Genomic DNA, 18,867 nt, shown 5'->3' on the forward strand with positions numbered 1-18,867 from the left:
GACGCCGCGAGCCGCGCGCGCGTTCGCCTCAGGGACGCAGCGCCGTGGTCGCGCGGTCGCGCATCGTCAGATCCGGATGCGTCGCGGCCGCGCGCCATCCGTCCGCCGTCAGGATGTCTCGCACCGCCGCGCCCTGCCACTCGCCGTGCTCGATCACGACCGTTCCCCCGGAATGCACCAGGCGCAGGGCCGCGCGGCTCACGCGCCGCACGACGTCCAGGCCGTCGGGTCCGCCGTAGAGCGCGGCCTCGGGGTCGTGGAAGCGGACCTCGGGGTCGCGCGGGATCGCGTCGTCCGGAACGTACGGGGGGTTCGAGACGACGACATCGACCGTGCCGTCGAGGTCGGAGAGCGCCGTGTCGAGGTCACCTCGGACGATCCGCGCGTTCGTCGCCCCGACGAACTCCGCGTTGCCCTTCGCCCAGACGAAGGCATCCGGCGACTTCTCGACGCCGTAGACCATCGCGTGCGGCACCTCGGTCGCGAGAGCGAGCGCCAGCGCGCCGCTGCCCGTACCGAGGTCCACCGCGATGGGCGTCGGTGACGCGGCGGCACCGAGCGAGTCGATCGCGAACTGCGCGACGATCTCGGTCTCGGGGCGCGGCACGAAGACCCCGGGACCGACCTTCAGGACCAGACGCCGGAACGGGGCATACCCGGTGATGTGCTGCAGCGGAACCCGCGCGGCTCGCCGCTCGACGAGTTCGTCGAACGCCGAGGCATCCGCGCTCTCGATCTCATCGCCCCGGATGCTGGCGGCCTGCACTCCCCCGCGGCTCGTGCCGAGCACGTGCGCGGCGAGGAGTTCGACATCGACCCCGGGGTCGGCGATGCCCGCCGCGGCGAGTCGCTCGGCGGCCTCGCGCAGCAGGGGCGAAAGCGCGCGCGCGGAAGGAGGGGGGTTTTCGGAGGGGGGCATGAGCGCCACCACATTACCGGGGGCCGCTCCGCCGAGCCGCGAATCCGCGGAATCGTCACAATCGCGCCGACCCCGATGGGCCTCGCCTAGGCTCGTGGGAGTGCGTCGAGGTCGACGCCGAAGCACCGCTTCCGCCCGAGACACCTGCACCATCGCGAAAGGCACGCCCATGGCCGGTATCCACCCCGACATCACCTCCGCATTCGGAAACACCCCGCTCGTCCGCCTCAACCGCGTGACCGAGGGACTCGGGGGTGTGGTGCTCGCAAAACTGGAGTTCTACAACCCGGTCTCGAGCGTGAAGGACCGCCTGGGTATCGCGATCGTCGATGCGGCCGAGGCATCCGGCGAGCTGAAGCCCGGCGGAACGATCGTCGAGTCCACGAGCGGCAACACCGGTATCGCCCTCGCCATGGTCGGCGCCGCCCGCGGCTACAAGGTGATCCTGACGATGCCCGCCTCGATGTCGAAGGAGCGGCGAATGCTGCTGAAGGCGTTCGGCGCCGAGCTCGTGCTCACCGACCCCACGAAGGGGATGTCGGAGGCCGTCAACGTCGCCAAGCAGATCGTCGCCGACACACCGGGCGCGATCTGGGCCCGCCAGTTCGAGAACGAGGCGAACCCCGCCATCCACCGTAAGACGACCGCCGAAGAGATCCTGCGCGACACCGACGGCGACATCGGATACTTCGTGGCCGGCATCGGCACGGGCGGCACCATCACGGGCGTCGGCCAGGTGCTCAAGGAGCGCGTGCCGGGCGTGCAGATCGTGGCCGTCGAGCCGGCCGACTCCCCCATCCTCACGAAGGGTCACCCCGGCCCGCACAAGATCCAGGGCATCGGCCCGAACTTCGTACCCGAGATCCTCGACCGCGACGTCATCGACGAGGTCATCGACGTCTCGTTCGAAGACACCCTCGAGGTCGCCCGCAAGGTTGCGACCGACGAGGGCATCCTCGTGGGCATGTCCAGTGGCGCCGCCATCTGGGCAGCCCTGCAGATCGCCGCCCGCCCCGAAGCCGCCGGCAAGAACATCGTGGTCATCGTCCCCTCGGCCGGTGAGCGCTACCTCTCCACCGCTCTCTACGAGCACCTGCGCGAGGACTGACGTGGGCCTGCGTTCCGCCTGGCTGAGCGTCCGCGAGGATGTCGCGGCCGCTCGCCTGCGGGATCCCGCGGCACGCGGTGACCTCGAGATCGCCCTGCTGTATCCGGGGCTCCATGCCGTGTGGGCCTATCGCATCCATCACCGCCTGTGGGTGCGGGGCGCGAAGTTCCTGGCGCGCGCGCTGTCGCAGCTCACGCGGTGGTTGACCGGCATCGAGATCCACCCCGGCGCGCGACTCGGACGCCGCTTCTTCATCGACCACGGCATGGGCGTCGTGATCGGCGAGACCGTCGAGGCGGGCGACGACGTCATGCTGTACCACGGCGTGACGCTCGGCGGCCGCCAGCGCGAGGGCGGCAAGCGGCACCCCACCCTCGGCGACCGTGTGGTCGTCGGGGCCGGCGCGAAGATCCTCGGACCCGTCACGATCGGCGACGACTCGGCGGTCGGCGCCAACGCCGTCGTCACCCGCGACGCACCCGCGAACTCGGTGCTCGTCGGCATACCGGCCAAAGCTCGTGCCCGTCGCCCCGGAGAAGACACCCGCGCGCTGCTGACCGCACCGGAATACTCGATCTGATCCGTCCCGCCCACCCCCGCGACACACCGAACGACTGATATACCAGCTACGGGTGAACACGTAGCGTGAAGTGGTGACTTCGCCGACTCCTTCCGCGGCCGCGCCGCCACCATCCTCCACCCCTGGCCCCGCCCTCGCGATGCAGCTGATCGGCCTCGTCAAGCGATTCGGCGAGAAGACCGCGGTCGATCAGCTCGACCTCGTGGTTCCCGAGGGGTCTTTCTACGGTCTGGTCGGGCCGAACGGAGCGGGCAAGACCACCACGCTCTCGATGGCGACGGGGCTCCTGCGACCCGATGCCGGACGGGCTTTCATCCACGGAGTCGACGTGTGGGCGGAGCCCGTCCGCGCCAAGGCGATGATCGGCAACCTCGCCGACGGCGTGCGCCTTTTCGACCGGCTGACAGGTGAGCAGCTGGTGACGTACACCGGCATGATGTTCGGCCTGTCGCACGCAGAGGTCGCGGCCCGCACGGCAGACCTGCTCCGGATCATGGACCTGACCCCGGCCGCCGGAACACCCGTCGTCGACTACTCGGCCGGCATGACCAAGAAGATCGCCCTGGCCTGCGCGCTCGTCCACGCCCCCCGCATCCTCGTCCTCGATGAACCGTTCGAGTCCGTCGACCCGGTTTCGGCCGCAAACATCGAGGACATCCTGCGCGACTACACGAAGGGTGGCGGCACGGTGATCGTGTCGAGCCACTCGATGGACCTCGTGCAGCGGATGTGCGACCACGTCGCCGTCATCGCGGCCGGGCGCGTCCTCGCCGCCGGCACGGTCGCCGAGGTGCGCGGAGACGCGACCCTGCAGGACCGCTTCGTCGAACTCGTCGGCGGTCGTCACCACACGGAGGGCCCGGAGTGGTTGCGACTCTCCTGAGGATCCGGTTCCGGGTCCTCGGCAATACTCTCTCCCGCCATCCGTGGCAGCTCGTCGGGTTCATCTTCGGGACGCTCTGGGCCATCGGCGCCGTCGGCCTGATCGCGCTCGGGCTGTTCTTCGTCGGTGCCCTCGGCCTCGAGGTGACACGGCTCGTGCTGATCGCGGGTGGGGGCCTGCTGACGCTCGGCTGGGTGCTCGCACCCGTCTTCGCGGCGGGCATCGACACGACCCTCGATCCGTCCCGTCTCGCGACGTTCCCGCTCACGACGGGACGGATGATGGTGGCGCTGACGGCCGCGGGACTGACCGGCGTCCCCGGCCTCGCCACGGTGCTCGGGGGTCTCGCCAGCCTCGTCGCCTGGTGGCGGTGGCCGATCGCTCTCGCGGCGGCCGTCGTCTGCGTTCCCCTCGGCATCCTGCTCTGCGTCATCGCATCCCGCGCCTTCGCCGCGATCGCCGGCGGGATGACGGGCGGTCGGCGCATCCGCGAGGTGATCGGCATGGTCGCCTTCATCGTGCTCATCCTCGCGGGACCGATCATCGCCGGAATCGGCGGGCTGATCCGGGCGGCCTCGGGGCCGTCCGACGATCTGAGCGCGCTCGGCGGCGTGCTCGAAACGGTCTCGTGGACGCCCCTCGCGGCCGCGTGGTCGGCGCCGGGCGATCTCGCCTCCGGTGCACCGCTCGTCGCGGGCGCCAAGCTGCTGATCGCCATCGGCAGCATCGCGCTCCTGTGGTTCATCTGGTATCGCAGCCTCTCCGCGTCTCTCATCGCGCCCCCGGCACGCGGCGGACGCCAGGTGGCGGCCGGAAAGCTCGGATGGTTCGGTCGCCTGCCGACCGGCGGAACGGGCGCCAGCTGGGCCCGCTCCCTCACCTACTGGGTGCACGACCCGCGGTATCTGCGACAGCTCATCACCGTGCCACTCGTGCCCGTGCTCGTCGTGTTCTGGGCGCGCGGCGACATGTCCAACACGTTCATCGCCTTCAGCGCCACGTTCGTCGCCTTCGTGCTCGGAATCGTGCCGTACGCGGACGTGTCGTACGACGGCACGGCTTTCGGAACGATCGTCGCGACCGGTGTGCGCGGTCGTGCCGACCGGCTCGGGCGCATGCTGGGCGCCGCTACCGTCGGGCTTCCGCTGGTCGTCGTCACGGCGGTCGTGACGATCGCCATCACGGGCGACTGGCACCTGGCCCCCGCGATCATCGGGTCGGCGATCGGCATGCTCCTCACGGCATACGGCGTCTGCGCCGTGAGCTCGGCCTACCTGATCGTGCCGGTTCCCGCGCCGGGCGACAACCCGTTCAAGCGGGTTCCCGGCGCAACTTTCTCGATCTTCCTGGGCTTCCTGGGCGTGTGGGTGCTGGCGGCCCTGCTGGCGGCACCCGAGATCGTGCTGGCCGTCCTGGTCGCCGTCACGGGCGACGCGCTCGTCGGATGGCTCGCGCTGATCGTGGGAGTGGTGCTCGGCGTCGTGTTCTTCATCCTCGGCATCCAGATCGGCGGGCGCATCCTCGACCGGACCGCGCCGGATCTCCTGCTGCGCGTGCGAGCGGCGTCCGGCAGCTAGGGCTCGGGAGCACGCGCCGAACGGACGCGACACGCCGTGTGGAGCCGATGCGCACGGCGTGTCGCGTCCGTTCGCGAAGGGTCTCGAGGGGCGATGGCGGTGCAGCGCGGGTTCTTAGTCCTCGGCCGACACGCCTCCGTCAGGGACGGGACTCGCGCGCCTCGACGACCTTCTTCTTGAGGAAGATCATCGGCAGGAACAAGGTCGCGAGCGCCGTGATGAGCCACACCACGACGGGCGCGAGTACCCACGAGATCGCATCCGTGATGCGCAGGCCCCCGATCGGCAGGAGGACGACGACGAGCAGGGCCACGAAGGTCGACACGATGCCGATGCCGCCGAGCAGTGCCGGCGCATACCGGCGGGCCATCTTCGCGATCCAGGGCGCGAGCACGCTCTGCAGCACCGCGAAGATCAGCACGCAGATGACGAAGCCCCACCACTCGTGCCACTGGATCTGAAAACCGGGCAGCACCCAGTCGGCGACGAGGAGCCCCAGGGCGGCCGACAGGACGAAGATGAGGCTCCGGATGACGAAGGCGATCACGTGGCGACCCTATCGCGTCAAAGCATGACCTGCCCAGGCGGGACGTGCTGCGCGAACGGTCGCGACTCGCCGTGTGCCACGGTGCTCGTGCGGCGTGTCGCGACCGTTCGGAGGGTTGCCGACGGCGAGCGCGCGGCGCGCCGGTCGGGCGGACGTATCAGGTGCCGAGCGAGGCGAGGCGCTCTTCCTCGTCCGCCGCGATGCAGGAGTCGATCACGGGGCCGAGGGCACCGTCCATCACCTGGTCGAGGTTGTACGCCTTGTAGCCCGTCCTGTGGTCCGCGATGCGGTTCTCGGGGAAGTTGTAGGTGCGGATGCGTTCGGAGCGATCCATCCCGCGGATCTGCGACTTGCGGGCATCGGATGCCGCGGCCGCGATCTCTTCCTGCTGCCGCGCGAGGATGCGGGCGCGCAGGACGCGCATGCCGGCCTCGCGGTTCTGCAGCTGCGACTTCTCGTTCTGCATCGACACGACGATGCCCGTCGGGAGGTGCGTGATGCGCACGGCCGAGTCGGTCGTGTTGACCGACTGACCACCGGGACCGGACGAGCGGAACACGTCGATCTTGAGGTCGTTCTGATTGATCTCGACCTCGTCGGGCTCATCGACCTCGGGGAACACCAGCACACCGGTCGTCGACGTGTGGATGCGCCCCTGCGACTCGGTCGCGGGCACCCGCTGCACGCGGTGGACGCCACCCTCGTACTTCAGGTGCGCCCAGACGCCCTGCGCGGGATCGGCCGAGGATCCCTTGATCGCGACCTGCACGTCTTTATATCCACCGAGGTCCGATTCGGTGCGCTCGAGCAGCTCGGTCTTCCAGCCCTTGGACGCGGCGTACTGCATGTACATCCGCAGCAGATCCGCCGCGAAGAGGGCGCTCTCGGCACCGCCCTCGCCGCCCTTGATCTCCATGATCACGTCGCGCGCATCGTCGGGGTCGCGCGGAATCAGCAGGCGACGCAGGCGCTCCTGCGCCGCGTCGACCCGCTCTTCGAGTCCGGGAACCTCTTCGGCGAACGCCGCATCCTCGCGCGCGAGTTCGCGCGCCGCCGCAAGGTCATCGGATGCCGCGGTCCACGCGTCGTACGCGGCCACGATCCGGCTCAGCTCGGCGTAGCGTCGATTGACGCGCTTGGCACGGCCCGCATCGGCGTGCACGGCGGGGTCGGAGAGTTCCTCCTGCACCCGCCGGTGCTCGTCGATCAGGCCGCGAACGGAGTCGAAGATCCCGGGCTCGGACACAGCGTCCCCGATCAGCGGATGTTGTTGTCGTGCCCGTGGCTGCTGCCGTGCGCGCCCGTCGTGGGCGCCGGGATCGACTTCTGCATCTGCACGAGGAACTCCACGTTCGAGCTCGTCTCTTTGAGCTTGCCGAGCACGACCTCGAGGGCCTGCTGCGGGTCGAGGCCCGCGAGGGCACGTCGGAGCTTCCACGTGATCTTGACCTCGTCGGCCGAGAGCAGCATCTCTTCGCGGCGCGTGGAGGATGCGTTCACGTCGACGGCCGGGAAGATCCGCTTGTCGGCGAGCTGACGCGAGAGGCGCAGCTCGCTGTTGCCCGTTCCCTTGAACTCCTCGAAGATGACCTCGTCCATCTTGGACCCGGTCTCGACGAGCGCGGTCGCGAGGATCGTGAGCGATCCGCCGTTCTCGATGTTGCGCGCGGCACCGAAGAAGCGCTTGGGCGGGTACAGCGCCGAAGCATCCACACCACCGCTCAGCACGCGACCCGAGGTCGGCGCTGAGATGTTGTAGGCACGGCCGAGGCGCGTGATCGAGTCGAGCAGCACGACGACGTCGTGACCGAGCTCGACCAGGCGCTTGGCACGCTCGATGGCGAGCTCGGCAACCGTCGTGTGGTCTTCGGCGGGGCGGTCGAACGTCGAGGCGATGACCTCTCCGCGGACCGTCCGCTGCATGTCGGTGACCTCTTCGGGGCGCTCGTCGACGAGCACGACCATGAGGTGGACCTCGGGGTTGTTCGTCGCGATCGCGTTGGCGATCTGCTGCAGCACGATCGTCTTGCCGGCCTTCGGAGGCGCGACGATGAGGCCGCGCTGGCCCTTGCCGATGGGCGCGACGAGGTCGATGATGCGCTGCGTCAGCTTCTCGGGCGCCGTCTCGAGGCGCAGGCGGTCCTGCGGGTAGAGCGGCGTGAGCTTGCCGAACTCGACACGCGTCGCCGCGTCTTCGACCGACAGGCCGTTGATCGCGTCGACCTTGACCAGGGCGTTGTACTTCTGACGCCCCTGGTGCTCGCCCTCGCGCGGCTGCTTGATCGCGCCGACGACGGCGTCGCCCTTGCGCAGGTTGTACTTCTTGACCTGGCCGAGCGAGACGTAGACGTCGCTCGGGCCGGGCAGGTAGCCGGATGTGCGCACGAACGCGTAGTTGTCGAGGACATCGAGGATGCCGGCGATCGGGATGAGAACGTCGTCGTCGCCGATCTCGGTCTCGAACTCGTCCATCGGCGTGCCGGGCGAGCGCTTGGTGCGACCGCGGCCTCGGCCGCGTCCGCCCTGCGTGTTGTCGTCGTCGTCCACGGGGCCGTTGTTCTGAGCCTGCGCGTTCTGACCACGCTGCGGGTTCTGTCCACGCTGGTTCTGGTTGCCCTGGTTCTGACCGGCCTGGGCGTTCTGGCTGCCCTGGTTCTGGTCGCCCTTGGCCTGACGGCCCTGGTTCTGGCCGCCCTGATTCTGATTGCCCTGGCCGGCCTGGTCTGTCTGAGCGGGCTGGCCGTCCTGGCCGTCCTGCGCATCACGACCACCGCGGCTGCGGTTGCGGTTGCGGTTGCGGCTCCGACGACTTCCCGTCTGCTCGCCGCCCTCGCCATCGGTCTGGGCGCCGCCGTCGTTCTGGGCGTTATCGGTGGACGACGCGGATGCCTCGGTGCCCTCGACGTCGGACCCCGCTGCTGCGGAATCGGACGGCGGCGTGATCGCCGGGGCCTCGTCGGGCGACGGGCTCGCGGCACCCTCGGCCGTCTCGGCACTCGGCTCCGCGGCGGCGGACGAGTCGGAGGCCGAGGCATCCGTCGTCGACGTCAGGGCCGCAGCCGTGAGGGCCGCGGAGACCTGAGCGTCGACCTCGGCGTCGAGCGCGGACTGCGACGTCTTGAGCGTGTGACCGAGCTCTGCGGCCACGGCGATGACGCGCTTGGCGTCCACACCGAAGTCGGCTGCGAGCTCGCGCACGCGACGGCGGTTCGAGGCACGCGACGGCTTCGAAGCGCGCGGCGGCTTCGCGGCGGGCGCCTCGTCCGGTGCGGATGCGTCGGCCGCGGCGGAACCCTGCTCGGGTGCCGACTCGACGGGCGCGGCATCCTGAGACGCCGTTTCCTGAGGAGCGGCGTCCTGAGGAACGGCATCCTGAGGAGCGGCATCCTGAGGCGCCGTTTCCTGAGGAGCGGCGTCCTGAGGTGCCACTTCGGTGGTCTGTGCGCCCTCGGGCGCGATGTCACCGGTCTGCTCACCCTGAATGGGGGTGGCGCCGGTCTGGATCTCGGAGATTGACTCCACGAGTACTCCCTTGCACGTGTGAATGAACACGACTGCATGCGATGTCGCCGCGGCGGACACCCGCCCACGCCGAAAGAATGAAGAAAGATTCGGGGGGCATGCAGTGCTTCGCAGATTGCGATCGGAGGCCAGATTCACCCAGCCGAAAATGGCTGTGTGGCACCCTCCGTGTGTTCCCTCACTGTAGCACCTTTGAAGTCGACGGCCAGCATGAGGGCGTCCCAGGCGGTGTCGGCCTCGCGTGCGACGACGTCGGCGGCTTCGAGGCGCCGCCCCGGACCGTCCGCGAGGACGAGGATGCTCGGACCCGCGCCCGACACGACGGCGGCGAACCCGGCCAAGCGCAGCGCCCGCACGATGCGGAGCGTCTCGGGCATGGCCTCGGCACGGTACTCCTGGTGCAGTCGGTCTTCTGTGGCGGCGAGCAGCAGCTCGGGGCTCTGTGTCAGCGCGGCGATCAGCAGGGCCGATCGCGAGACGTTGAACACGGCATCCTCGCGCGGCACGCTCAACGGTTGCAGGCTGCGGGCGAGGGATGTCGACATCGTGAAGCCGGGGACGAAGACCAGCGGTGCGACGCCGCGGTGGACGAGCAGCTTCTTGTGCTGCGGACCCTCGGGGGTGATCCACGCGATCGTCAGACCGCCGAAGAGAGCGGGGGCGACGTTGTCGGGGTGCCCCTCCAGCTCGGTCGCCAGGCGCAGCAGGTCGTCGTCCGTGACCTCGACCGTGCCTTCGAGGAGCGCGCGGGCGATGACGAGCCCGGACACGACGGCCGCCCCCGAAGAGCCCATGCCGCGCCCGTGCGGGATCGTGTTGTGCGCCTCGAGCCGCAGCCCGGGCATCTCCTGCCCGAATGCCGCGAACGCGTAGGCGATGGCGCGGACGACCAGGTTCGACCCATCCCGTGCGACGTCTTCCGCGCCCTCACCTTCGACGAGAACCTCGAGACCGGGTTCGGGCAGCTCGGTGAAGAGGATTTCGTCGTAGACGCTCAGCGCGAGGCCGAGGGTGTCGAAACCGGGCCCGAGGTTCGCGCTGGTCGCGGGAACGCGGACCACCCGGGTCCGCGGGGCTGCCGTTGTTGTCCGCGGGGCGGGGTCGGTAGCCCGAGGGGCTGTGTTCACGCGGTCGCCCCACTCACGCGATCGACTGGGGGACGAGATCGAGCACGGAGGCGACTTCGGATGTCTCGGCGTCGACCACGATCGGCTCGACCTGCGAACCGTCCTCGCGGCGCAGGGCCCACTGCGGGTCCTTCAGTCCGTGACCCGTGACCGTGAGCACGACGCGCGCCCCCTTCGGGATCACGCCCGCGTCGACCCGGTCGAGCAGACCCGCGACGCTGATCGCCGAGGCGGGCTCGACGAAGATGCCGACCTCGCCCGACAGCAGCTTCTGGGCCGCGAGGATGCGGTCGTCGTCGATCGCGCCGAACCATCCGTCGGTCGCGTCGCGCGCCTCGAGCGCCAGCTCCCACGAGGCGGGGTTGCCGATGCGGATCGCGCTGGCGATGGTCTCGGGGTGACGGACGATCTCACCGCGGACGAGCGGGGCGCTGCCCGCGGCCTGGAAACCGAACATCCGGGGCAGCCGGGTGGAGACGCCGCGGTCGAGCTCTTCGCGGTAACCGCGCGAGTAGGCGGTGTAGTTGCCCGCGTTTCCGACCGGGATGAGGTGGAAGTCGGGGGCATCGCCGAGCTGCTCGACGACCTCGTAGGCGGCCGTCTTCTGGCCCTCGATGCGATCGGGGTTGACCGAGTTGACGAGGTGCACCGGGTAGTTGTCGGCCAGCTCGCGCGCGATCTCGAGGCAGTCGTCGAAGTTGCCGCGGATCTGGATGAGCTTGCCGTTGTGGGCCACGGCCTGACTCAGCTTGCCCATCGCGATCTTGCCCTCGGGCACCAGCACCGCGGCGGTGATGCCCGCGTGGGCGGCGTAGGCCGCGGCGGAGGCCGAGGTGTTGCCGGTGGACGCGCAGATGACGGCCTTGGCGCCGTGCTCGACGGCACGCGACAGGGCGACGGTCATGCCGCGGTCCTTGAAGGACCCGGTCGGGTTCATGCCCTCGAACTTGACCCAGACATCCGTGCCCGTCAGCCGCGAGAGTGCCGGGGCGGGCAGCAGCGGGGTGCCACCCTCGCCCAGGGTGACGACGGTCGACGCGTCGGTGACGCCCAGCCGATCGGCGTATTCGCGGAGGACTCCGCGCCAGAGGTGTGCCATGTCAGTCTCCTTCTACCCGCAGAACCGAGACAACGCGCTCGACCACGCCGCTGGCGGCGAGTCGCGCGACGGTGTCGCTGAGGTCCTGCTCGAGTGCCTTGTGTGTGCCGATCACGATGCGTGCGATGCCGGGGCCGCCGTCGGGGTCCGTCACCACCGTCTGCTCGACGGTCGCGATGGACACCCGTCCCTCGCTGAGGATCCCCGCGACGGTGGCGAGCACGCCCGTCTCGTCGCTGACCTCGAGCGTGATCTGGTAGCGCGTCGTGACGCGGCCGATCGGCAGGATGGGCAGGTTCGCGCGGGTGGACTCCCCCACGCCGACGCCGCCGGCGATGTGGTGGCGCGCGGCCGAGACGACGTCCCCGAGCACGGCGGAGGCGGTCTGCACTCCCCCGGCGCCAGCGCCGTAGAACATCAGGTTGCCAGCGGCCTCGGCCTCGACGAACACGGCGTTGTTGGCGCCGTGGACGCTCGCGAGCGGGTGTGTCCGGGGCACGAGCGCCGGGTAGACACGCACCGAGATCGCGTCCCGGCTGCCGGTGCCGGGTCCGGTGCCGGAGGCATCCTCGATCCGCTCGCAGACCGCGAGGAGCTTGACGACGTAGCCGGCGTGGCGAGCGGACTCGATCAGCGAGGCGTCGATCGACGTGATGCCCTCGCGGTGCACGGTGTCGAGCGGGACGCTCGTGTGGAACGCGAGGCTCGCGAGGATCGCGGCCTTCTGCGCGGCGTCGTAGCCCTCGACATCCGCCGTCGGATCGGCCTCGGCGTAGCCCAGGCGCTGGGCGTCGGCGAGGACGTCCGCGAACTCGGCGCCCTCGGTGTCCATGCGATCGAGGATGTAGTTGGTCGTGCCGTTCACGATGCCCATGATGCGGCGCACGCGGTCACCCGCGAGCGAGTCGCGCAGGGGCCGGATGATCGGGATCGCCCCCGCGGCAGCGGCCTCGTAGTAGACGGATGCGCCGACCTGGTCGGCCGCGTCGAAGATCTCGGTGCCGTGGGTCGCGAGCAGCGCCTTGTTGGCCGTGACGACGTCCGCACCCGACGAGATCGCGTGCAGGATCGACGTGCGCGCGGGTTCGATTCCGCCCATCAGCTCGATGACGATGTCGGAGCCGACGATGAGCGAGTCGGCGTCCGTCGTGAAGAGCTCGCGCGGCAGGTCGACATCGCGCGGCGCATCGACGTCGCGCACGGCGATGCCGGCGAGCTCGAGTCGCGCACCGGCACGGTCGGCCAGTTCGTCGCCGTGGCGCAGCAGCAGGCCGGCGACCTGCGAGCCCACGGCTCCGGCGCCGAGCAGTGCGACGCGCAGGGTGCGGTAGTCGGTCATCGGTCTCCCCTCCGGCCCGCAAGCCCGGCGTCGCGGGCGAGCAGGTCGTCGATCGTCTCGCCGCGCACGATCACGCGCGACGCTCCGTCCCGAACGGCCACGATCGGCGGCCTCGGAACATGGTTGTAGTTGCTCGCGAGGGCGTAGCAGTACGCCCCCGTCGCGGGCACGGCGAGTAGGTCACCGGGCGCGACATCGGCGGGCAGGTATTCGGCGTCGACCACGATGTCGCCCGATTCGCAGTGCTTGCCGACCACGCGCACGAGCGCGGGCTCGGCCGTGCTCGTGCGGTCGGCAATGCGGGCCGAGAACTGCGCGTCGTAGAGCGCGGGACGCGGATTGTCGCTCATGCCACCGTCGACGCTCACGTAGCGACGCGTGGCTGCAACGCCGGATCTCGCGCCGTCGGATGTCTCGACCGAGACATCCTTCGTCGTCCCGACCTCGTACAGCGTGACACCGGCGGTACCGACGATGCTCCGGCCCGGCTCGAAGGCGAGGAAAGGCACCGGGATGCCGAGCAGCTGCGCCTCGCTCGCGACGACCGAGACGATGCCCTCGGCGAGCTCGGCGATCGGCGTCGGCTCGTCGGCCGAGGTGTAGGCGATGCCGAAGCCCCCGCCGAGATTCAGCACCGGCAGCGGTCCGCCGGGAAGGTCTGCGAGCACGCCGAGCAGGCGTGCGGCGGACGCGCGGAAGCCGTCGGTGCCGAAGATCTGCGATCCGATGTGGCAGTGCAGCCCGACGAGGTTCAGACCCGGCGTCGCGCGCACGCGGGCGACCAGATCCGGGGCGGCCTCGAGACCGAAGCCGAACTTCTGGTCCTCGTGCGAGGTCGCGAGGAAGTGGTGGGTCTCGGCGTGCACTCCGGTGTTGACGCGCAACAGGACGTCCTGTGCGCCGCCGTCTTCCCGGCCGAGGCGGGCGACGATCGCGGCGAGGCGGTCGAGCTCCCACACGCTGTCGATCACGATCGAGCCGATGCCGACCTCGACCGCACGCTCGAGCTCGGTGACGGACTTGTTGTTGCCGTGGAAGCCGAGGTGATCCGCGGGCACGCCGGCGGCGAGAGCGACCTCGAGCTCGCCGCGCGTACAGACGTCGACGCGCAACCCCTCTTCCGTGACCCAGCGCGCGACCTCGGTGGAGAGGAACGCCTTGCCGGCGTAGTACACGCGAGCCTGGGTGCCATGGCGGGCTGCGGCATCCTGGAACGCCTCGCGCGTGCGGCGCGCGCGGTCGCGGACCTCGCCCTCGTCGAGCACGAGCACGGGCGTGCCGTACTGCGCCACGAGGTCGCGGACGGCAACGCCGCCCAGTTCGAGTTGGCCGTCGTCACGTCTGCGCGCGGCCGCCGGCCACACATGCTCGGCCAGAGCATTCGCGTCGGCGGGCGGCACGAGCCATCCGGGGGCAAGCGGCGAGGCGACGGACACGGCAGACCAATCGGTGGATTCGGGACGTTCATCGACGCGCGGGCCGACGCAAATCCGCGGGCGGCGGTTTACACACACCACCCCGGCGGTTGCTGAAAGTCTAGGGCACGGGCCGGGTGCGGCCCCCATCCGTCGGACCGCTCGGGCCGGCGCGCACTCGTGTTGCCAGAGAGGCGGGTGGGCGGATGGATCCGTCGGACGCGCCCGGGTCGGGCTCAGCCGCAGACGCCGGAATCGCGCAGGGTCGAATCCACCAGGATCCCGCTGGCGATGTCGAACTGCGCGACGACCTGATGGTCGACCACCGCAACGTCGGTGAGCGTCAGCCCCGCGGGGAGAGACGAGGCGATGCAGACCTGCCACGGCTGCAGTGCGGCGTCGGCGACCGAGCCGAACTGATCGCGCAGTCCCTGCGCATCAGCCGTTGCGCCGGCCAGCGTGAACGATGCGGGCGTGAGGACCAGTGCCCCACCCGCCGCCGACGGGGTCAGCCCCACACCGATCGGAACCGCGACGCCGAACACGTTGAGCTGGACCGTCATGGTCACGTCCGTGCCCGACAGCCCGAGGGACTCCGCCGGAAACCCCTCGACCCCGGAGAGCAGCGTGCGCAGCTGCTCCTGGTCGAGAGAGACGGATGCCTCGGCCGAATCGAGCGGCCCGTCCGCCGTGAGAGGCACGCCGCGCGCGGTCACCTCGACGTCGCCCGTGAAGCCCTGGAGCGAGACATCCTGAGCTTCTATGCGCACCTCGTCGAATCGACCCGAGATCAGCTGCGGGATGACGAGCCCCCCGACCTGCACCTCGGCCTGGTCTGCCGGCACGCCGAGCTCGCTCGCGAGGGCGCTGCGTACACCGCGCTCGACCAGATCCCGCGCCAGCCACTCGCCCGCGAACGCCGCACCGCCGAACAGGACGAGCACCACGCCGAGCGAGACGATCCAGGGCCACAACCGGCGCTTCCGCCGGGGCGGGGGCGCGTCGTCCCAGTGCAGGGTTGGCGGCACGTCCGGCGGCGTGGTCATCGCTACATCCGTTCGGGCGCCGAGACGCCGAGCAGGTCGAGGCCGTTGCGCAGGACCTGCCCGGTAGCATCGTTCAGCCACAGGCGGGTGCGGTGGACGGGTTCGATCGGGGCGTCGCCGAGCGGGATGACCCGGCAGTTGTCGTACCAGCGGTGGTAGAGGCCCGCGAGCTCCTCGAGGTACCGGGCGACGCGATGCGGCTCGCGCACCTCGGCCGCGAACCCGACGATGCGCGGGAACTCCTGCAGAGCCCCGAGCAGGGCCGACTCGGTCTCATGCGTCAGCAGCTCGGGCGCGAAGTCGCTGCGGTCGACACCCGAGTCCAGGGCGTTGCGCGCCACGTTGTGCGTGCGCGCGTGGGCGTACTGCACGTAGAAGACCGGGTTGTCGTTCGTGCGCTTGCGCAAGATCTCGGGGTCGAGCGTCAGGGGCGAGTCGGCCGGATACCGCGCCAACGAGTAGCGCAACGCATCCGTTCCGAGCCAGTCGCGCAGGTCGTCGAGCTCGATGATATTGCCGGCGCGCTTGCTGAGGCGTGCGCCGTTGATCGACACGAGCTGGCCGATCAGCACCTCGATGTCCCTGTCGGGGTCATCGCCCGCCGCGCCCGCGAGCGCCTTCAGCCGGTGCACGTAGCCGTGGTGGTCGGCGCCGAGCAGGTAGATCTTGTGCGCGTAGCCGCGGTCGCCCTTGTTGAGGTAGTACGCGGCGTCGGCGGCGAAGTAGGTGTACTCGCCGTCGGACTTGCGGATGACCCGATCCTTGTCGTCGCCGAAGTCGGTCGTGCGCACCCACACCGCACCGTCCGCATCGAAGACGTGACCCTGCGCCCGTAGTCGATCGACGGCCTCGTCGACGAGGCTGGGTCCGCCATCCGCCGGCTTGGCGTGCAGGGTCCGCTCGCTGAACCACACGTCGAAGTGCACGTTGAACTTGACGAGCGAGCTCTGCAGGTCGCCGAGCTGGAGCGCGTAGGCGCGCTCGCGGGCGACGGCGAGCTGCTCGTCGGCGGGAAGATCGAGCAGTCCGGGCTCGACCGCGAGCACGCGCCGGGCGAGATCTTCGACGTACGAGCCCGGGTAGCCGTCCTCGGGCGTGGGCTCACCCTTCGCCGCGGCGAGGACGGATCGACCGAACCTGTCCATCTGGACGCCGGCGTCGTTGATGTAGAACTCGCGCACGATCGTGGCGCCGCTGGCCGCGAGCACGCGTCCCATGGCGTCGCCGAGCGCCGCCCAGCGGGTGTGCCCGATGTGCATGGGACCCGTGGGGTTGGCGCTGACGAACTCGAGGTTGATCGTGTTGCCGCGCTGGGACTCGTTCGTGCCGTAGGCGGCACCGGCCTCGACGATCGTGCGGGCGAGCGACCCGGCCGTGGCGGCATCGAGGGTGATGTTGATGAATCCCGGGCCCGCGACATCCACGCTCTCGATGCCCTCGGCCTGCGCAAGCGCCTCGGCGATCTCGTTCGCGAGCTCGCGCGGGTTCGCCCCGACGAGCTTCGCGAGCTTCAGTGCGGCGTTCGAGGCCCAGTCGCCGTGGTCGCGGTTCTTCGGACGCTCGACCGGCAGGTCAGCCGCGGTGAGTCCGTCGGTCGAACCCGGGCGTCGCGCCTCGGCGAGCGGGCGGACGACGGCGAGCAGGGCGGCGGAGAGATCCTCGGGGTTCATAGCTGGCCCAGTCTAGTTCGGCGTCCGCAACGCCCCACTCGCCGCCCCGTGCGCGCAGGTGCTGCCGCGGCTCAACGCGAACGGACGCGACATGCCGTTCCACACGACCATGGAACGGCATGTCGCGTCCGTTCGATGGGGTGCGGGCGGGTGTTCGGTGTGGCGCCCACGGTCACTGAGCCTGTCGAAGCGACCCGCCAGGGCGACGCTCAGCCCAGCTGCACGAGTTCGAGGTAGTCGTCGGGGACGGATGCCTGGGCGAACGGGTCTGCGGACGGGTCATCCGCGTTCGCCGGGCCCGCGACATCCGGTACCACCCATGCGTCGACGTGCAGGCGGTCGAGCCCGACCTGCGCGCCGTGGAAGCTGAGGAACGCACAGTCGGCCGCGTCGCGCCCCGTCGCGATGCGCACGAGCGAGCGCCGGTCGGCCAGGCGTGTCGCGTCGATGACGTACCAGGCGCCGTCGAGGTACGCCTCGGCGACGGCGTGGAAATCCATCGGGGTGAGTCCCGGGGCATAGCAGGCGGCGTATCGGGCGGGCACATCCATCGCCCGCAGCAGCGCGATCACGACGTGGGCGTAGTCGCGGCACACGCCCTGCCCGGTCATGAGCGTCGTGACGGCGCTGTCGGTTCCGAGACTCAGCCCCGGGGTGTAGGTCACCGATTGCTCGACGAAGCGCGTGACCGCGGCGATCAGCTCGGCGCCCGCGAGCCCCGCGAACTGGTGGCGCGCCTGCGAGAACACCTCGTCGGACTGGCAGTAGCGACTCGGACGCAGGTAAATGATGCTGTCGAGCTCGCTCGTCCGCGCGGGCCCCGTCTGCCCCTCGACGATCGCCTCGTACCGCACGCGCAGGGGCCCCGGCTCGCCCGTCAGACGGTGCAGACGGGTGCCGTCCTGGTCGATGATCTCGGTCGGTGTGTGCACCAGATCGTCGCGCGTGAACGTCAGGATCTCGCTCGCGAGCGGCACCTGGCGCGCGGTCGTCAGCGAGAAGATCAGGTCGGCGGTGCCGGCCAGATCGAGGTCGAGTTCTGCGGTGACGATGCGCTGCACCGAGACATCCTTGCACGCTCGCGTGACGCCCTCGCACGCGGCCGAAACGATGCTCATCCCACAGCAGACGACGGTCCTGGCATCCGCACATGATTCCGTGACTTACCCTCGATTCATGCCCGAAGCTCCCCGCCGTCCGCGCGTGCGCGTCGGCGTGCTCTGGGCCCTCGCCGCGGGCGTCCTCGCGGCCGCCGTCATCGGCGCCTGGCAGCCGTGGCAACGCCCCACACCCGCCGCCGAAGTCGCGGGCGGCGCGGGACTCGCGAACGCCGGGACGGATGCCTCGGCCCCGGCCGCCCTGACCATTCCGCCCGACGCGACGGTGCTCGTGTTCGGCGACTCGTGGACATACGGTTCCGCGGCGAGCGACCCGACTCTCGGCTACGCGTATGAGCTCGGCCGCGTGACCGGGTGGACGACCGTCGTCGACGGTGTGCGCGGCAGCGGATACCTGAGGCCGGGCATCGACGGCCCCTCCTTCGGCGAGCGCATCGCGGCACTCGATTCCGCGTTGGATCCCGACGTGATCATCGTGCAGGGGTCGATCAACGACCGGCTGCTCGTCGCCAAGAACGACTACGCCGGCGCCGTGAACGCGGCCTGGGACGCGCTTTCCGCAACGTATCCGGATGCCTCGATCGTCGTACTGGGGCCGGCCCCTCACGTCCTTCCGGTCGAGAGCGGCACCGCCCTCATCGACTCGGAACTCTCACGCTTGGCCGCCGAACGCGGCTGGTGGTACATCTCCCCCATCGACGACATGTGGATCGTCGCGTCGAACTACTTCGACGTCATCGACACGGGCGTCGGCAGGAATCATCCGTCCACCGCCGGTCACGCGTATCTCGCGGAGCGATTGGCGCAGGCGCTCGCCGAGCGGATGGCTGTGGTCGAGGCCGTCGCCGAGACCCCCGCCCCGACAGACGGCTGAGGATCGGGTCACGCCGAGAGGCACGAGGGAGCCCGTCGCCGGG

At 70.2% G+C, this 18,867-nt stretch carries 16 protein-coding genes; 5 read left to right on the forward strand and 11 right to left on the reverse strand.

Annotation, left to right across the window (positions count from 1 at the left end):
- Nucleotides 1-28: 28 nt before the first annotated feature.
- Nucleotides 29-919 (reverse strand): peptide chain release factor N(5)-glutamine methyltransferase, encoded by an 891-nt coding sequence (gene prmC, locus C2868_RS09755; RefSeq protein ID WP_103663216.1) that lies wholly within the window; start codon nucleotides 917-919, stop codon nucleotides 29-31.
- 169 nt (nucleotides 920-1,088) lie between these two features.
- On the opposite strand from prmC, the gene cysK reads away from it, so the two are divergent.
- The 4 genes from cysK (at nucleotide 1,089) to C2868_RS09775 (ending at nucleotide 5,067) form a co-directional block, all read left to right on the forward strand.
- Nucleotides 1,089-2,027, forward strand: coding sequence for a cysteine synthase A (gene cysK, locus C2868_RS09760; RefSeq protein WP_100810310.1), 939 nt, complete (start codon nucleotides 1,089-1,091; stop codon nucleotides 2,025-2,027).
- 1 nt (nucleotide 2,028) lies between these two features.
- On the forward strand, nucleotides 2,029-2,607 hold the full coding sequence (gene epsC, locus C2868_RS09765) for a serine O-acetyltransferase EpsC (RefSeq protein WP_100810309.1): 579 nt from the start codon (nucleotides 2,029-2,031) through the stop codon (nucleotides 2,605-2,607).
- A gap of 139 nt (nucleotides 2,608-2,746) precedes the next feature.
- A complete protein-coding gene (locus tag C2868_RS09770) occupies nucleotides 2,747-3,490 on the forward strand; it encodes an ABC transporter ATP-binding protein (protein WP_100810308.1) in 744 nt (247 codons plus the stop codon).
- Nucleotides 3,472-5,067 (forward strand): hypothetical protein, encoded by a 1,596-nt coding sequence (locus C2868_RS09775; protein WP_103663199.1) that lies wholly within the window; start codon nucleotides 3,472-3,474, stop codon nucleotides 5,065-5,067. The genes C2868_RS09770 and C2868_RS09775 overlap by 19 nt, the downstream gene beginning before the upstream one ends.
- 139 nt (nucleotides 5,068-5,206) lie before the next feature.
- Here C2868_RS09775 and C2868_RS09780 read toward each other — a convergent pair whose 3' ends face one another.
- The 10 genes from C2868_RS09780 to C2868_RS09825 all read right to left on the reverse strand — a co-directional run bounded on the left by C2868_RS09780 (nucleotide 5,207) and on the right by C2868_RS09825 (nucleotide 17,893).
- The gene (locus C2868_RS09780; protein WP_103663200.1) at nucleotides 5,207-5,614 is read right to left on the reverse strand and encodes a phage holin family protein; all 408 of its coding nucleotides are present in this window, start codon (nucleotides 5,612-5,614) and stop codon (nucleotides 5,207-5,209) included.
- A 157-nt stretch (nucleotides 5,615-5,771) separates the two neighbouring features.
- Nucleotides 5,772-6,845: a peptide chain release factor 1 gene (gene prfA / locus C2868_RS09785; RefSeq protein WP_103663217.1), complete on the reverse strand. Its 1,074-nt coding sequence runs from the start codon at nucleotides 6,843-6,845 to the stop codon at nucleotides 5,772-5,774.
- Nucleotides 6,846-6,871: 26 nt separating this feature from the next.
- Nucleotides 6,872-9,136, reverse strand: a complete 2,265-nt coding sequence (gene rho / locus C2868_RS09790) for a transcription termination factor Rho (RefSeq protein ID WP_232711137.1) — start codon at nucleotides 9,134-9,136, stop codon at nucleotides 6,872-6,874.
- A gap of 134 nt (nucleotides 9,137-9,270) precedes the next feature.
- The gene (gene thrB, locus C2868_RS09795; RefSeq protein ID WP_258034427.1) at nucleotides 9,271-10,197 is read right to left on the reverse strand and encodes a homoserine kinase; all 927 of its coding nucleotides are present in this window, start codon (nucleotides 10,195-10,197) and stop codon (nucleotides 9,271-9,273) included.
- Between the two features lie 79 nt (nucleotides 10,198-10,276).
- Complete coding sequence (thrC, locus tag C2868_RS09800) at nucleotides 10,277-11,362, reverse strand: threonine synthase (protein WP_103663202.1); 1,086 nt, start codon at nucleotides 11,360-11,362, stop codon at nucleotides 10,277-10,279.
- Nucleotide 11,363: 1 nt separating this feature from the next.
- Complete coding sequence (locus tag C2868_RS09805; protein ID WP_103663203.1) at nucleotides 11,364-12,701, reverse strand: homoserine dehydrogenase; 1,338 nt, start codon at nucleotides 12,699-12,701, stop codon at nucleotides 11,364-11,366.
- Nucleotides 12,698-14,137 (reverse strand): diaminopimelate decarboxylase, encoded by a 1,440-nt coding sequence (gene lysA / locus C2868_RS09810; RefSeq protein WP_103663204.1) that lies wholly within the window; start codon nucleotides 14,135-14,137, stop codon nucleotides 12,698-12,700. The genes C2868_RS09805 and lysA overlap by 4 nt, the downstream gene beginning before the upstream one ends.
- Nucleotides 14,138-14,352: 215 nt before the next feature.
- Nucleotides 14,353-15,162: a DUF2993 domain-containing protein gene (locus C2868_RS09815; protein WP_103663205.1), complete on the reverse strand. Its 810-nt coding sequence runs from the start codon at nucleotides 15,160-15,162 to the stop codon at nucleotides 14,353-14,355.
- A gap of 2 nt (nucleotides 15,163-15,164) precedes the next feature.
- A complete protein-coding gene (argS, locus tag C2868_RS09820) occupies nucleotides 15,165-16,832 on the reverse strand; it encodes an arginine--tRNA ligase (RefSeq protein ID WP_100810300.1) in 1,668 nt (555 codons plus the stop codon).
- 209 nt (nucleotides 16,833-17,041) lie between these two features.
- Nucleotides 17,042-17,893: a transglutaminase family protein gene (locus tag C2868_RS09825; RefSeq protein WP_103663218.1), complete on the reverse strand. Its 852-nt coding sequence runs from the start codon at nucleotides 17,891-17,893 to the stop codon at nucleotides 17,042-17,044.
- Between the two features lie 115 nt (nucleotides 17,894-18,008).
- On the opposite strand from C2868_RS09825, the gene C2868_RS09830 reads away from it, so the two are divergent.
- On the forward strand, nucleotides 18,009-18,824 hold the full coding sequence (locus C2868_RS09830) for an SGNH/GDSL hydrolase family protein (protein ID WP_103663206.1): 816 nt from the start codon (nucleotides 18,009-18,011) through the stop codon (nucleotides 18,822-18,824).
- Nucleotides 18,825-18,867 lie beyond the last annotated feature (43 nt).

This window comes from Microbacterium sp. CJ77, from assembly GCF_002911615.1.
Lineage (GTDB): Bacteria > Actinomycetota > Actinomycetes > Actinomycetales > Microbacteriaceae > Microbacterium.